Source organism: Pseudarthrobacter raffinosi (genome assembly GCF_023913835.1).
Taxonomy (GTDB): Bacteria; Actinomycetota; Actinomycetes; order Actinomycetales; family Micrococcaceae; genus Arthrobacter; species Arthrobacter raffinosi.
The window spans coordinates 1-14641 of the sequence record NZ_JAMXBG010000034.1 but is presented as its reverse complement, the minus strand read 5'-3'; the positions used below and the strand labels follow the sequence as shown (position 1 = coordinate 14641).

The window sequence follows — 14641 nt, the reverse complement described above, 5'->3', positions numbered from 1 at the left end:
ACCATTCCATGCTGCTGGGCGGCAACGCTGACGGCGGCGACGGAGCCACCCAGGCGGTCCGCGCCGGCTGCCTGCCATGCTTCACGCAAGGCGGAGGTCCAGACCTGCGGGTCCACCGATGTGCGGTCCGGGTGGGCAGCCGCCCCGGAAGAAATGACGTCCCCGCTCTGGGCGTCCACAGCGAGGACTTTGCAGGACTGGGTGGAGGAATCCACTCCGATGACAACGCTCATTGACTATTTTCCTCATCGATCTGGTCATTCAGGGCTAGCGCCGTGACGTGTGGGTCACTGTGGAGGAAGAAGCGGCGCTCGTCGCCAGGGCTGAGCGCGAGAAGGTCACCGTTCCGAACCTGCTGATTTCGTCCGCGCTGTCGGAGCACTCCGATTCACCGACCGAACGCCGCGCCATTGCAGCGGAACTGATGTCCCTGCACAATCTCCTGGCCCGTTCGTCCAACAACATCAACCAGCTCGCACGGCAGGCGAACGCCACCAGCGAGTTCCCTGTTGAAGCCCGCGAAGCGCTGAAGCACATTCGCACTGTAGCCATGCGCATTGACGACGCCATTGACGGGCTGATGCAGGGATGATTCCGAACATCACTCGCGGTTCACGTATGGGCGGGCTCATGGTTTACCTGGCATCGACCGATGCGAACAAGACCAAGAACGCCCACCAGGATCCGCACCTTGTTGCCGGTGACGCTGCCATCATGGCGTGGTACGACGACGGTGTGCTGGACCGCGACGATGCCCTGGCCATTGCCAAGCATCTGGACCGGCCGCGCAAGATGTTCGGTGTCTCGGTTCAGATCAAGGACATGGAGTGGGACGCGGCGAAGAAGGAGCGCGTGCACGTCGGGTACAAGGATGCCAGCGTGTGGCACTGCTCCCTCAGCCTGCGCGCCGAAGAGGGTGCACTGACGGACCAGCAGTGGGGCGATATCGCCAACGACTTCGTTGACTCTATGGGCTTCACCGAAGCCAGCGGCAAAGCACGGTGCCGGTGGGCCGCGGTGAACCACGGCACGTCCGAAAACGGGAACCACCACATCCACCTGGCAGTGTCTCTTGTCCGCGAGGACGGCACCAAAGCATCCACGCATGCTGACTACAAGCGTGCACAGCAGACCTGCCGCGAGCTTGAGGTCAAGTACGGTCTGGAACAGCTCTCCATGGTGCACGCCACCCGTGGATACGACCGGGCCGAGAAGGCCACCGCCGTCAGGGATGACCGCGAAATGCACAGGTCATCACTGGCACGGAAAGTACGCGCCAGCGCCAGCGCCTCGGCAACCGAAGCGGAGTTCGTACGCCGGGCCCGCGACACCGGAATGCTCGTCCGTCCCCGCTACGCCAAGAACACCACCGACGTCATTGTTGGGTACTCGGTAGCCGAACGCCCCACCCAGGGGGAGCGTCCTATTTGGTTCGGAGGCGGCACCCTCGCCTCTGACCTGAAACTCGGTGCCCTCCGTGAAGAATGGATGGACTCACCACACCTGGCGACCGATGCTGCAGCCGAGTGGAACGCGGCGGCACGCAACAAGCGCACGGTCTCCAAGACCGGTCCCGAGAACGCAACGCCACCGGCAGAAGCATGGGTGGAATACACCCGTAACGCCACCGCCCTGGCAGACCAGCTACGCACCATCCCGCGTGACGATCACGCAACCTGGGCGAAGGCCGCACGGGAAGTTTCCGGAGCGTTCGCGGCATGGTCTTACCGGCTCGAACCGACGCCCGGGCCACTGGCGGCCACCGCTGCTGAACTGTCCCGCACGGCGCAGTTGCGCGCACCACGACAGCACAGCAAACCCGTCGCGCTGCCCTCCATTGCCGGTACCGCCATGTTGTTCATGGCCGCATCGAGCAAGAACAAGACGGCGGCGCAAACGGCACTCATGGTGCAGCTGATCAACACCGCCTTTGCCGTCTACGAAATGCACGCCCAATCTGGGCGGACCCGTGAAGCGCAACGCATCCGCTCAGTGGTCGAGCACCAGCTGGCTCCGTTCACCGGAACCATGCCGAAGGCTGTCCCGGTGGGTGCCGGGCAGCAGCAAGCCACGGAGTCAGCAGTGCCGCCCAGGGCGATTGATATTGCCAGGCGTGGCATGGTGCCCATCCGTCCGGGATCAGTGGTGCCATCAACGCCAACACCGGCCATGACCTACCAACTCAGCCGACGCGACTCCGGGCCGGGCCTCGACCGATAAAGACCACCACCAACTGCAAGGGGAACAGCATGAGTGAATCAGATGGAATGGATGATGTCCTGGACGGCGGGCTGCGGCAGTCGCTGATGATCGCCTCCCGTATTGCCGAGACCCTGGCCCGGCGGCGGCAGGAATCCCAGCGGCACCAGGAACACCAAGACGCCCAGGTGGCGCACGAAGCCCAGGCCCGTCTCGCCGCCGAACGAAGCGCCGCCCACGCAGCACTGGCGCCCGTCGAGAAGGACCAGTGGTGGGACAAGGCACAGCCAAACGACATTGCTACGGCACACGCCGTCGCCGAAGGCTGGAAGGACCACGACCCGGCCGCGCTGGCAGCGTCGGAAAAGATCCGTCAGGAGGTCCTGACGCGGTACGGGATCGACACCCACGACGTCGGCACAGACGCCGCCTACCTGGAGTCAGGTATTCAGGCGATCACCACCGAGAAGGCCCGGCAGGACGAACTGGCGCGCAGCCAGGAAGAGACGCGCAAGGCCACCGCCGAACACGAGAAGGCCATGCAGCTGCTCGCAGCAGCCCGCGCGGAAGAACTCCGCGCACAGGCCGCGAAGCTGGCACCGGAAATGGAGCGTCACCAGGTGCCCGTGGAGTACCTGGCCAACCCCGAGCTGGCCCAGGCATTGCAGACCGCGCACACCGCGAAGACCCCCACAGCGGTAGAGGCAGCGGACGCCATCGTGAAGGAACGCATGTTCCTCATCGGCAAGGACGGCATCAACGGTCCCGACATGGACCAGCTGCGGAAAGAGACCACCGCGAACGTCAACGGTGCCGGCGACTCGCACTTCGAGGATCCCGAGTTCGTGAAGGCTGCCAAGGAGATGCACGAGGCCAAGCTCCTGGCCGAGGGCGGTTTCAAAGGCTCCGAGCGGACGCCCGTGGAGCAGCGGTACGAACGCGCGGAAAAGGAACTCTTTGCCCGCATGGAAGGCGTCGGCCGCGAAATCGAGAACCGCGTCACCGGCAACGAAAGCAGTCGGCTCAAAGACCAGGGCCTCAAAGCAGAAAGCACGTCAGCCGCCGACTACGGCTCGGCCGAACACCACGAAAAATTCGCTGAGTCCCTAGAAAACAGCGGCGCGAATGAGACCCAGATACGCGGACGCCTCGCGGCAGCTCGCAGCGAGGGCACACACCCCAGCGCAGCGGTGACTATGGGCAAGGGCGCCACCAAGGCCAGAAGGTCGAGCACAGAGGCAACAGTGGGCTCTGAGAGGAGCAAGAACGGCCTGTCCCGCTAAAACATTTATCCACAAAGAGCGGTTCACCTGGAACATTGCACCGTACGTTGCGGACATCATCCACGACTCCGCGAGGAGGACCGATGGAGTATGTGCGAGGGTGGTCACTTGCAGTCCTTGCTTCCGACCCTTGGATTTTGGTCTGGCGAGGTACTCATGTCATGAAACGGCAATCGCCGGCGTTACCTGAGGCCTGAGGCTGGGGTGCCTTTAAGCAGTGGATCTCGCAGCCGGTCCCAATCCGTGACCAGAGTGACTGCCACCAACGCAACAAGTAGCCCCCAGCACCCACCACGAAGTACGGACTGGCTGTGTTTGCCGTGCGCTCAAGCCGGGCCTATCCATCTTGGCCCGGGGAGTTGCACTGGCGCGGTTCAGGCAGCCTTGTGCCGGCGGGGGTCGCGGCCGCGTGTGCCGTGTCCGGGTCTTGCGGGCGTGCCGGTGGCTGTCCAGGGTGGCGGCGGACCCGCCGGCCTGGAGTCCCGGACCCAGGCAGGCCCGGCCGAACCCGATCCCACTGCCCTTGCTCCCGGGCAGACCAGCGCGCACGATGACAGATGACAACAAGGACCGTTCCGCACGGACCGGCCTAACAACCATAAACGGAGGATTCATGACCAGGGACGCCAATATCCACGCCCAGGAGCGCTTCGGCGCCGCTGTAAACAGCGGCAAACTCGAAGAATTCGACGACGTCGTCGCGGCCGGCTGTGTCGACCACGACCCGGCACCGGGACAAGGACCGGGCCCGCAGGGATTCAAGGACCTGTTCACAGGGTTGCGCTCTTCTTTTCCGGATCTGCACCTCGACGTCGAACACCTCACAGCCACCGACGTCGACGTCGCGTTCGCCTACACGATCACCGGGACACATCAGGGGCCGCTGATGGGCCACCCGCCCACCGGCAGGAGCTTCAAAATCCGGGGCATGCAGATCGGACGCTTCGAAGACGGCAAACTCGTCGAGCGCTGGGGCAGCAGCGACCAGCTGGGCATGCTCACCCAACTCGGGCTGTCCCCGCAGCCATGAAAATCGTCCGCGCACTGGCCACCGGGGCCGCAGCAGGCGCCGCCGGGACCACAGCCCTGAACACCCTCACCTACCTGGACATGGTCTGGCGTGCCCGCCCCGCCAGCAGCACACCCGAGGCCACCGTCGAAAAACTGGCCGACGTCACAGGGGTCAAGATCCCGGGCACCGAGGAAGAACGCACGAACCGGTTAGCCGGGCTCGGCCCGCTGACAGGACTTGTCGTCGGCGTCGGCGTCGGCGCGGTCCTCGGCCTTGTCCGGGAGGCCGGATACCGGCCCGGACTCCTCGGTTCGTCACTGACTGCGGCGGCCGGCGCACTGATCGGCAGCAACGGCCCTATGACCGTTCTCGGAATTACCGATCCCCGCACCTGGTCTCCCGCGGACTGGGCCAGCGACATCATCCCGCACCTGGCCTACGGCATCGTGACCGGCGCCGCGCTGCACACCCTGGACCCGGCCGCCTCCCGCCCGCTTTGACCCAACGGGCAGACTTCCCCGTTGCACCTCCGAGCGTCCAAGCCTTCTTCCGGATTTCTGGCCGGGCGCAGAAAACCCGGGAATCCGGTTCCCGGCAACACGCCGGTGAGGCAGCGATTGCCCACCTCCTGAGAGGGGGCAGGAGCCCGGTCCATCCATAAGGGTCCCGGGATCATGGGGTGTTCCTGGCTGGCAGCAGGCGGCGGCCGGTCCCCTGATTTCGAGTACCCGGCGCCCTGCCGGGATCGGCGTAACGGAACGGTCACATTCCGGGGCCCCACCGCCTCCGCGACCTGGTTCATGGCGGCCCCGATCAAGCTGCGATTTCCCACCAAAGTGGGCTCAAGTCAGATTGACAAAATCATGGGACCGACTTGATTCAGAGACGCGCCAGTGGCTCCTGGATAATCCGGGAGGCGTGATGGTGCCGCGCACTGTCACTGCCATGATCAAGCAAAATTCCGCGGGGCACGTCGACGTCGACGGGCACGGCCAGATGCTGCTTTCCCGTGAGGATCTGGATTTTATCCGCGAGAAAGAAACGGGCGTGGGTACGGGCCAAAACAGCGAGGAATTGCGGTTCTTCGATGCAACGCAGCCCGGAAAGCGCGGATAAGCCCTGGGGTTTGTAGGACCACCTGGGGATACCGTTGGGCATGCCCGAGACCCGCCCATGTGCCGGTCCCCGCATCGGTGAGTTGCCGCGTGGAAGGCAACCGGGCCAGGGAAACCTCGATCCGGGAAGACGAGCGCAGACCCTTCGGGACGCACGTGCCGGTAACGAAGAAACGAATATCTCCGTTCCAGACCCCACTTCGTTCCCGGTGTACTGCGTCCTTCTGCCGGGGTGTTATTTCACGGTGAGGGTGCCTTTCATGTTGCCGTGGAAGTTGCAGTGGTAGGGGTAGGTCCCGGGTTCGACGGGTGCGGTGAAGGTGCCGGTGCCGACTTGGATGTTGGCGTCGAACGCGTCACCGGTGTCAGCGGTGATGGTGTGCGCTTCGGTGTCTTCGTTGGTCACACTGACCGTCGCTCCGGGGCTCACGGTTTCCGCGCCCTGGTATTTGAAGCCCTTGATCAGTATTTTCGCCGGGGCCGCCGCTGGTGTTGAGCCGGGGCCGGAGGTTGAGGGAGCAGGTTCTGTGGTGGCGGCAGGAGCTGAGGGGAATTGTTCTGCCTGTGTGGGGTTGGCTGTTGTGCCGGACCCGGAGGTGCCGGGGGTCCCGCAGCCGGATAAAACCAGCACGACTGCCGCGGCCGCGAGTCCGAGCGCGCTACCGGTTCTGGTGTTTGCTTTCATGGGTGAACCTTTCATGGGTGCCGTCGGTTGGTGCCTTTGTTTGCGCATAAGCGGATCAGGGGTGTTCGACCCAGCAGGCCAGGATGGTGGTGGAGAGCTGGTAGGCCAGGGCGTTCCTGGTGATGTTCTCCGGTCCCAGGGTGGCGGGCAGGTCGGTGGCGTCCACGTGCAGGACGAAGGCGTCTTTTTGGAACACCGCTGACCCGTCGGCGGTTTCGTAGGCCGGGAAGCCGAGGTTCGCGAGGCCTTCGATGGGTGTGGCGTCCTTCGCGAGGGCCTGCATCGCGTTGAAATATTTCAGTGCAGATGCCTTGTCCGCTGCCTCCTGAACAGAGATCACCAGTGCCCCCTCGTCCAGGTGGTAGGTGCAGGTGAAGGTGCTGTTGGCCCAGGTATTGATGGTGTGCGGGTCCTCCTTCAGGTCCAGGATGGAGGTGAGCCTGTCCATCGGCTGGTCTCCGCAGACCATCAGGGCAGCGTCGCTGGGACCGTCGGCCTTGGGTGTGTCCGGGGATGATGAGCCGTCACCGTGGTCCCCGTCGCCGTGGCTGTCAGTGTGACCGGTTCCGGGTGACGCTGCGGACGGGGCCGTCGTCGAAACCGCTGACGGAGCGGTGACGGATCCGGCCGCTGTTGCGCAGCCGGAGAGCAGCAGGGCGGACAGGGCCAAGGAGGCCAGCAACGGCTTGTGCTGTTTCATAGCTCTTCCATCCTGGCCGCTCCCGCTAAGGATTTGCGGCCGCTTTTCGGCTGTGCGGCCGTTGTCAGGTTTTGAGTGTGGCGTAGATGACGTAGTTGTCGTCGAAGAGGCCGGTGGCGGGGTCGTAGCCGTCGCAGGTGACCAGCCGGAGTTCGGCGCCGTCGGTGTTGCCGTAGACCTCGAGGGTGGGGAATGCGTTCTTGCTGTAGAGGGCGCCGCGGTCAACGGTGAACACGGCGATGCTGCCGTCGGTTCGGGACACGTTGATTTCGTCGCCGTTTTTGAGCTTCTGGAGGTCCGCGAAGACCCCGGTGTTCCCGCCGAGGGCGTTGACGTGACCGAGGATCACGGAGGGGCCGCGTTCGCCCGGGGTGGGGGAGTCGTTGTACCAGCTGGCGGGTGTGCCGTTACCGGTGTCTTCCGGTACTTCCAGGGAGCCGTTCTCGCGCAGTCCCAGGTGGAGAAGGTCCGTCCGGACCCCGATCGAGGCAATGGCCAAGGTGACGGGAGCCGACGCGCCCATCACCAGCGGAAGCTGCTGTGCGGGCGGGGACGCCACGGGGGCGGCGGGCGGCGGGGTGGCTGTAGCCGGTGTCGGAGCCGCGGTCGTGCCGGGTGTTACCGGAGATGAGGCGGGAGCGGAAGGTGGGGAGCCGGCGTCGGGCGTTCCGTTGTTTCCTGCGCCGCAGCCGGCCAGGGTGAGCAGGAGCAGAACCCCGGCCGCCGCGGAGGCCAGGGGGCCTCTGCGGTGGCCGGGATTCTTGGTTGTCACAGCGATGGTCCTGTCAGCCCTTGCTTAGGCTGCTGATCCGGCGCTGCGGCGGCGGACAACGTAGGCTCCGCCGGCGAGGGCGATCAGGGCCAAACCGCCGCCGATAGCGAGGGCTCCGGTGTCGGTGCCGGTTTCGGCGGTGACGCCGGTCTCAGCCCCGCCTGCCGGCATCTTCATCTGACCGGCCTTCAGGGTCCCGCACAGGGCGGGGGAAGTGGCGGCGAGCGGAAGGGTCGGTGCAAGGTCGCTCTTGGCGGCCTGGCCTGCCGCGCTGAGCGTGGCGGGGTCCAGGCCGTGCACGACCACAACTGCGGTGCCCGCTTTCAGGGAAGCCATGGTCTCGGCGTTCAGTTCGAACGTACGGTCAACGGTGTAGGCCGCACCCTGGCCGCCGACCTTGAGGTCAAGGCCCGCTGCCGGGCTCGTGTCCCCGCTCGTGGAGAGGGTGGTAACGATGGGACCGTAGAACGGATCGCCCTCGGTGGTGGAGATGACCTTGTCGCCGTCCTTATCGGCGGAAGGGTCCGGGCAGGTGCCCTGCTTGCCGCCGTGGATGTGCTGGACGTGCGGGTACGGGGCGTCCATGAAGGTGGCGGGCATTCCCGAAACTTTCAGGACAACATGGGCCTGGTTGCCGGTGACATCAACTGTGATGGTGCCGGCGCCTGCGCTGCCGTTGAGTTGGCCCAGGGTGGACTGGTAGGACTGGTCCGCGGCCATCGCGGGGGAACCGGAAAGGGCCAGGGCGGCCAAAGCGAGGGTGGGGACTGCCATATAGCGGAGTGACTTATTCATTGGAAAAATCTCCTCATACACGCGCGTGTGATGTTGGTGCCCCCGGGAGGGGACACCAGTTCCTCGAGTCAACACCAGAAAAGGACGGGTGAGAATGTGAATTGTGTCACATATTTCCGCAGGCCAGCGAGGCGTGGGTGTTCAGGAAGCCGTGATCCGGCTGGTTCAAGCAGCCGAAGCGCCGCGGCCGCGGCCCCGGGCAGCCGTCCCTGATCCCGACTGGTTCTTGTGCAGCAGGGCGTACCCGGCCACCGCCAGGGCCCCGGCAACCGCTTCGGCGACCGCCGATAAAACTTTGGCCGCGTACCAGACCGGCTCATACATTGAGGGCAGCGGTCCGATAGCAGGGACCTGGACGTACCGGTAGAGGATGACCGCGGCCAAAGACGACAGGGCCACCACGGCGGCGGCCGCGAAAGCCGTCCGGGAGCCCTTGACCATTACGAACATCGCGGCCAGGACCGCCGCTCCGGCCTGGACAAGGAATAGCGTGCCCTGTCCGATGCCGCCCGGCGCGGCCTGCTGATAGCCCGGGGCGAGCTGGACATGGATCACGGCACTGACCACCAGGCCCGCCGCGACACCGACACGCAGCACCCACAGAAACCGTGAATGCGATTTTAGTTCCGGCCGACTCATTTCTCGGTTCATTTCACGACCAGCGTTCCGGTCATCTGCGGATGGAAGCTGCAAATAATTCCGTACTCACCCGGGGAATCAGGGGCCTGGAAGATCACCGTTGCCCCGCCTGGGACCTCGATGTCGAATCCGCCCTCATCCTTGGCCGTCAGGGTATGGGGAGCGCTGTCCGCGTTCGTTACCGTCACTGTCGCCCCTGGCTTCACCGATGCCGGAACCTCATAGGCGAAGTCCTTGATCGTGATGACTGCCTCGCCGGCCTGCGCCGAAGCATTAGATGATGGGGCAGCGGAGTTGGTCGCGGGCGGCGGGGCGGAAGAGCCCCCTTCCTGAGCTGCGCAGCCGGTGATGGCCGCCAACGACACGGTTCCAGCTAGGGCCAGAATACGGTTGATCGTTCTCATGACAATCCCTTCGCAGGGATGTGTCCTCCACACGCCGGACGGCGCGCCCATCAGGAAACCACCCCACACACTCTTATTCGTCACCCCCGCCCTCACGGACTGCCCGGCTGGCATCCCGGCTGTATGTTTCCAAGGATTCGTGAGCTGAGCTCACCTGCAGTGGCGGTCATGATGCCGGCAGGAAGTTCTCCGATTAAGAAAGACAGCATGCTGATGGTCTGTGTAGGCTGGCTCCAACCGGCACGGCCCAAAACATCGAAGGGTGAGTCATGACCGAAATCACTGCACATCACGGATTGTTCAAGGACACCAACCTGCACGTGGATGACACCGGCGGCCAGGGTCGGCCGGTGGTCATGATTCACGGCTGGCCGCTGTCCGGGGAAGCGTTCCAGGCCCAGATACCGGCCCTGCAGGGAGCCGGATACCGGGTCATCACCTATGACCGGCGCGGTTTTGGGCGCAGCGACAAACCAGGGTCCGGCTACAAGTACGACACCCTGACCGAGGACCTGCACGTCCTGCTGGAGCAGCTTGACCTGAACGAAGTCACCTTGGTCGGGTTCTCCATGGGCGGCGGCGAAGTCGCCCGCTACTTCAGCCGCTACGGCACGGAACGGCTCCGCAGCGTGGTCTTCGCCTCCGCGGTCCCGCCCTACATGATGCAGACCGACGACAACCCCGAAGGGCCCCTGACCAAGGAGGCGGCCGCAAAGATGGCCGCTGACCTCACCAAGGACGAGGACGAGTTCTACGACGGATTCACCCGCGAGTTCTTCTCCGTCAACGGAGAACTCAAAGTCAGCGAACAACAGCGCCAGGACGCCGTCGCGTTGTGCAAGCAGGCGGACAAAAAAGCAGCCCTCGCGTGCATGGCCGCCTTCGGCGGCACCGACTTCCGTGACGACCTGCCCAAAGTAACCGTGCCCGTACTCGTGCTCCACGGAGACGGCGACGCGACCGTACCCTTCGAAGGATCCGGTCAGCGCACCCACGCGACCCTGCCCGGCAGCGAACTGCACGTCATCACCGGAGCCCCGCACGGATGCAACGTAAGCCACCCCGACGAATGGAACGAAGCCCTCATCCAGTTCCTGGCCAAATAGCCTCAACACAGCGGGACCCCGTCACCGACAGCTTGCAGGTGAGTCAGTGACGGGGCGCTGAGGACGTGCTGCCGGGTGTCCCGGATCGGCCGGGTCCCGGCAGTCAGGTGGCAGCGGTCCTGCGGACGCGTCGCCTCACGGCCGCGTCAGTCCTCGTCGTCGTCGCCGCCGCCGCCGCTGGTGTTGATGGTGCCGTTAACGCCTGCCGGGAAGAACCCTCCAGAGGTGACCTGCTTGGGAGTCAGGTACGCGATGTTCAGCACCTGGGCAGCGGTGCGGCTGAAGGCCAGTCCGTTGGCGTCGGTGGGAACGAGGTTGGCCACAGCGGCGGTGCCTATGCCCTGATCCAGGTCGGTCTTGCCGTCGAGGCTGTCACGGGCGTCCGAAATCTTCTGCGCTGTGGTGTAGATGGAAGGCGTCTGGACTCCCAGGGCGTAGAGGGTCGTGCGGATGATGCCGGCGTGGTATGCCTCCACGGCCAGGAGCCCTGCAGCGGCTTCAAGATAGGTCTTATTGCTGATCAGCGGTGCCGCGCCTTTGTACGCTGTGACGCCGACGTCTTCGAAGATATAGGCGCCGAAAAGGAAGTTGACCTCGTTGGCGTAGACATCGAATTTCTCGTGTGCCCCGACCAGTCCGGCGGCGCGGGCCGCTGCGGTGAAGCTGTCGTTAAGATTGATCCGCGGCCGGGACACTGCAGCGCTTCCCAGGGCACTGCGCAGGAATGCCACATGGGATTTTTCATCAGCGGCGATCTCTTCGGCGTACTTTTTGATCAGGGGCGTCTGAAAGGACACTGCCCTGCCGCCGACGACGGGGCCCCGCGTGCCTGTTCCGGTGGTCAACTTATCCGCCAATCCCACGCCGGTGACGGCCCGAAGATAGAACTCCGCCTCGAGGTATTCAAGGTTCAGGGCAAAGTTCAGGATCGCCGAATCACTCGGCGCCCCTCCATCCGCCGCAGCGGACGATGCCGTGGCCACGCCGGCGGCGACAATCGCGGCACCGGCCGTGATTCCGCTGAGCCCGGCCGCACGGAAAAAGCGGCGACGGTCCACCGCGTTTTCAGAACTCCGGGAAATGGCGTCAACAATAAAGCGTTGTTCAAACATTGGACGTTCTCCTGCCATTCAAATGAGATGGCGGGGGCAGGATTAATTCCTTTAGCGCACCCCAGCGCTGCGACGGCCCTCGTCGCCACGGCCAAAAAGGCCATGATATGGAGCATAATACCGGTCCCGGGAACGTTATGAAAGGGGAGCGCGTTGTCTCTCTAATGGGGTCATCAAAGATGCCCGCGTAGCTGCTATCGAAGAATCATTTGGTAATGCCCGCGTAGCGGCGCGTCTGCTGGGATGGCATCCGCCGGCCCGGCATTGTGAGCTGCTCTGGCTGCCTCGTCGGCCCGTACCCTCAAGTCATCGGCAACCTTTGTTCGACGTATTTTGTCCGGTGACGATTTGGTCATCAGGTTCAGCCCCAGCCTGTTGGCTTCCTCATCATGGCGGGCGGAGTCTTCGCCCCGCAGTCAGCTCTACGACACGCTGCAGTCAAATCCCGCCAGCGCCGTGACATGCTCCATCGGTACCGGGTAGTCGAAGGATTGTCCGCTGCATGGCTCCCGCTTCACCGCCGGAGGGGAAGTCCTCCAGGGTCCGTCAACCGAAAACCTCCCGGCCGCGGAGTAAGCCCGCAGAGCGTTTGCAAGAACCAAGCCGGTTCCGGCGGGTGGCCACGTCCTCCGGCTCCGGATCCCGTGGAACGCCCTGGTTACCGCCACCGACAAGTCGCCGGAGGCTGCTGCCGGCAGACCTTGACGCGGCACTGGTCCCCGGGGCGCCGGTGCCGGGGGTGAAGGGACGTGGACCGCCATGATGGAGGTGATGGAGATCGCCAACGTGTCCGTCCACCAGGGAACCAGGCTCCTGTAAGACCCGTTAAAGCACGGCCGCCAAAGGGGATTCTTGCGGACGTGGTTCCGGCCGCCCGGAAAAGTTTGGTTATGGTCAAATGATGCTAAGTGACCTTACTATGACTCTAATCGCGTAGCGGATTTCCGGAGGCAACCGGACCGCCGCCTGGCGCGCACGGCGGCGGCTGGCCGACGAGCTGAGCCGGAGCGCCCCGGATGAGAAACGCCCCGTTGACGCTGCGCGCCAGCGCGTGGGAGAGCTCAGCGGCCGGTCGCCGGGATGGTCGAGCACCTGGGCCAGCAACTCGCCGCCCTCATAGAGGACCTGCGGACCGTTGCTGCCCCGGACGCCGTTGAGGCCCAGATCGAATCAGTGACGGCTGAGGCCGCCGCACAAGTCGCCGCCGCAACCGCCCGAACCAGCCGCGCCGAGCAAGCCCAACGTCAGGCCAACGCGGAGCGGCTGGAGGCCGACGCCGCAGCAAGTGAAGCTTCCGACCTCGCCGAGCAGCAGCACACCACCCTCGCCGTCACTCAGCACGAGCTGGGGGGGGCCGGACACACACTCTCGACCAGGTGACGGCCGAGCTGGTCGCCGTCCGGGCCGCGGCCGAGGCCCATAACGCACAGGCACAGGCAGAGCTGTCCCGGCTGCGCGAGCAGCTGGCGACCGTACGCACGCGACTGGGGGAGGCTGAGCACGAGTGCGACGACGCCAATGCGCGGACCGAGACGGCTTTTACCGCGCGGGCCGAAGCAGACGAACGTGCTCGGGGCGCGGTCGCCCGCGCCGACGACAACGCGGCACGAGCGCAGCGCGCCGAGGCTGACCTCGCGAAAATTCGGGACGAAATCGATCAAGCACGCAATGTCCGCGACACCATTCGGGAGGAAGCCAGCTCGCTGCGCGGGAATCTGGCTACCGCAATCGTTGAACGCGACGCAGCATGGGCGGACGTCGAGCGTGAGCGAACTCACGGTGACCCACGCGTCAGTGATCTCCGCACCGCGCAAGACCAACAGCTCACCCCGCTCCGGGACCTTCGAAGGATCCGGTCAGCGCACCCACGCCGCCCTTCCCGGCAGCGAACTGCACGTCATCACCGGACGGAAGCGGGTCTTAGTCGTGGTTCCAGACTTTGATGGAGGACAGCAGCAGGAGCAGGACGAGCAGGGGAATAAGAACCAGGCTGGGAACAACGCCCAGCAGAAGGCCGCCGATCACGGTGCCCGTGATGGAGCCCAGCGTCATGGCGACGAGAAAGGGTTTGTTCTGTCCCAGCACGGAGAAGCTCTTGTCTCTGCTGAAGCGGGCGAACGCGACGAGCATGGTGGGAAGTGAGACGGCCAGGGAGAGGCTTCCGGCGATCTTGATGTCGGTGCCGTAGAGCAGGACGATCGTGGGAATGAGCAGCTCCCCGCCGGCGACTCCCATCAGGGCGGCCACGACGCCGATGATGAGGCCGGCCGCGATTCCGAGCACGGTCCGTGGGCCGGCGGGAACGTTGAGGGGCTCCACCGCGAAGAAGTGGGTGAGGAACAGCAGCACCGCGATCAGTACGAGCAGCACTGCGATGACGCGGTAAAGCGTTTTTGAGTTGAGCCGGGTAGCCCAGTGGGCGCCGATCCAGGCGCCGATGAGGCTGCCTGCCAGGAGGTTCAGGACGATGAACCAATAGGGCGAGAGCTCTGCAAGGGGGACGCCGAAGAGGCGAGCCGGCAGGGCAGTGATGACCACGATCAGGCTCATGGCCTTGTTCATGATGATGGCCTGCAGTGCGGCGAAGCCGAAGACCCCGATGAGCAGGGGCAGCCGGAACTCGGCACCGCCCAGGCCGATCATGCCGCCCAGGACACCGATGATGGCGCCGGCAAGGAACACCAGAGCCAGGGATTGCTGGCGTGTGCCGGTTGTGTCGGGGCTTGAGGACCAATGCTCGGGAGAGTCACGCTAAGCCGGTGGGGCCAGGTAGTAGAGGTTCTGGTCGGCACCGCTGTTACGCCGGGTCACGGCGTTGG

At 64.8% G+C, this 14641-nt stretch carries 17 protein-coding genes and 1 pseudogene; 9 read left to right on the top strand and 9 right to left on the bottom strand.

All coding sequences use genetic code 11. The annotated features are described in order from the left end of the window. A pseudogene (locus NG697_RS20545) lies at positions 1-233 on the bottom strand (xylulose kinase); the annotation flags it as partial. Between the two features lie 47 nt (positions 234-280). Here NG697_RS20545 and mobC point away from each other — a divergent pair. The 6 genes from mobC to NG697_RS20515 all read left to right on the top strand — a co-directional run bounded on the left by mobC (position 281) and on the right by NG697_RS20515 (position 5610). Beyond that, positions 281-592 (top strand): plasmid mobilization relaxosome protein MobC, encoded by a 312-nt coding sequence (mobC, locus tag NG697_RS21265; RefSeq protein ID WP_252603864.1) that lies wholly within the window; start codon positions 281-283, stop codon positions 590-592. Further along, positions 589-2220 carry a relaxase/mobilization nuclease domain-containing protein gene (locus tag NG697_RS20535; protein WP_252615065.1) on the top strand — a complete coding sequence of 544 codons (1632 nt, stop codon included), beginning with the start codon at positions 589-591 and terminating at the stop codon, positions 2218-2220. Before mobC ends, NG697_RS20535 begins: the two co-directional genes overlap by 4 nt. Before the next feature lie 29 nt (positions 2221-2249). After that, a complete protein-coding gene (locus tag NG697_RS20530) occupies positions 2250-3482 on the top strand; it encodes a hypothetical protein (protein ID WP_252603859.1) in 1233 nt (410 codons plus the stop codon). Between the two features lie 613 nt (positions 3483-4095). Further along, complete coding sequence (locus NG697_RS20525) at positions 4096-4512, top strand: ester cyclase (RefSeq protein WP_252603856.1); 417 nt, start codon at positions 4096-4098, stop codon at positions 4510-4512. Beyond that, positions 4509-4994, top strand: a complete 486-nt coding sequence (locus NG697_RS20520) for a hypothetical protein (RefSeq protein ID WP_252603855.1) — start codon at positions 4509-4511, stop codon at positions 4992-4994. The genes NG697_RS20525 and NG697_RS20520 overlap by 4 nt, the downstream gene beginning before the upstream one ends. A gap of 445 nt (positions 4995-5439) precedes the next feature. Beyond that, positions 5440-5610, top strand: coding sequence for a hypothetical protein (locus NG697_RS20515; RefSeq protein WP_252603852.1), 171 nt, complete (start codon positions 5440-5442; stop codon positions 5608-5610). 234 nt (positions 5611-5844) lie between these two features. On the opposite strand, the gene NG697_RS20510 is transcribed toward NG697_RS20515, so the two are convergent. The 6 genes from NG697_RS20510 to NG697_RS20485 all read right to left on the bottom strand — a co-directional run bounded on the left by NG697_RS20510 (position 5845) and on the right by NG697_RS20485 (position 9604). Continuing rightward, positions 5845-6294 (bottom strand): cupredoxin domain-containing protein, encoded by a 450-nt coding sequence (locus tag NG697_RS20510; RefSeq protein WP_252615064.1) that lies wholly within the window; start codon positions 6292-6294, stop codon positions 5845-5847. 55 nt (positions 6295-6349) lie between these two features. Further along, complete coding sequence (locus NG697_RS20505; protein ID WP_252615063.1) at positions 6350-6994, bottom strand: hypothetical protein; 645 nt, start codon at positions 6992-6994, stop codon at positions 6350-6352. Positions 6995-7058: 64 nt separating this feature from the next. Then, on the bottom strand, positions 7059-7766 hold the full coding sequence (locus NG697_RS20500; protein ID WP_252615062.1) for a sortase domain-containing protein: 708 nt from the start codon (positions 7764-7766) through the stop codon (positions 7059-7061). Between the two features lie 24 nt (positions 7767-7790). Continuing rightward, on the bottom strand, positions 7791-8561 hold the full coding sequence (locus tag NG697_RS20495) for a CHRD domain-containing protein (protein ID WP_252615061.1): 771 nt from the start codon (positions 8559-8561) through the stop codon (positions 7791-7793). Positions 8562-8726: 165 nt separating this feature from the next. Next, the gene (locus NG697_RS20490; protein ID WP_252615060.1) at positions 8727-9158 is read right to left on the bottom strand and encodes a hypothetical protein; all 432 of its coding nucleotides are present in this window, start codon (positions 9156-9158) and stop codon (positions 8727-8729) included. A 50-nt stretch (positions 9159-9208) separates the two neighbouring features. Beyond that, a complete protein-coding gene (locus NG697_RS20485; RefSeq protein WP_252615059.1) occupies positions 9209-9604 on the bottom strand; it encodes a cupredoxin domain-containing protein in 396 nt (131 codons plus the stop codon). A 269-nt stretch (positions 9605-9873) separates the two neighbouring features. Here NG697_RS20485 and NG697_RS20480 point away from each other — a divergent pair, with 269 nt between their 5' ends. Further along, positions 9874-10710, top strand: coding sequence for an alpha/beta fold hydrolase (locus tag NG697_RS20480; RefSeq protein ID WP_252615058.1), 837 nt, complete (start codon positions 9874-9876; stop codon positions 10708-10710). Between the two features lie 146 nt (positions 10711-10856). Here the strand turns inward: NG697_RS20480 and NG697_RS20475 are convergent, their stop codons facing one another. Next, the gene (locus tag NG697_RS20475; RefSeq protein WP_252603913.1) at positions 10857-11822 is read right to left on the bottom strand and encodes a ferritin-like domain-containing protein; all 966 of its coding nucleotides are present in this window, start codon (positions 11820-11822) and stop codon (positions 10857-10859) included. Between the two features lie 1080 nt (positions 11823-12902). Here NG697_RS20475 and NG697_RS20470 point away from each other — a divergent pair. Together NG697_RS20470 and NG697_RS20465 are read left to right on the top strand one after the other, a co-directional pair. Beyond that, a complete protein-coding gene (locus tag NG697_RS20470; RefSeq protein WP_252615057.1) occupies positions 12903-13202 on the top strand; it encodes a hypothetical protein in 300 nt (99 codons plus the stop codon). Further along, on the top strand, positions 13199-13765 hold the full coding sequence (locus NG697_RS20465) for a hypothetical protein (RefSeq protein WP_252615056.1): 567 nt from the start codon (positions 13199-13201) through the stop codon (positions 13763-13765). Before NG697_RS20470 ends, NG697_RS20465 begins: the two co-directional genes overlap by 4 nt. On the opposite strand, the gene NG697_RS20460 is transcribed toward NG697_RS20465, so the two are convergent. After that, positions 13743-14504: a sulfite exporter TauE/SafE family protein gene (locus tag NG697_RS20460; RefSeq protein WP_252615055.1), complete on the bottom strand. Its 762-nt coding sequence runs from the start codon at positions 14502-14504 to the stop codon at positions 13743-13745. The genes NG697_RS20465 and NG697_RS20460 overlap by 23 nt on opposite strands. Between the last annotated feature and the right edge of the window lie 137 nt (positions 14505-14641).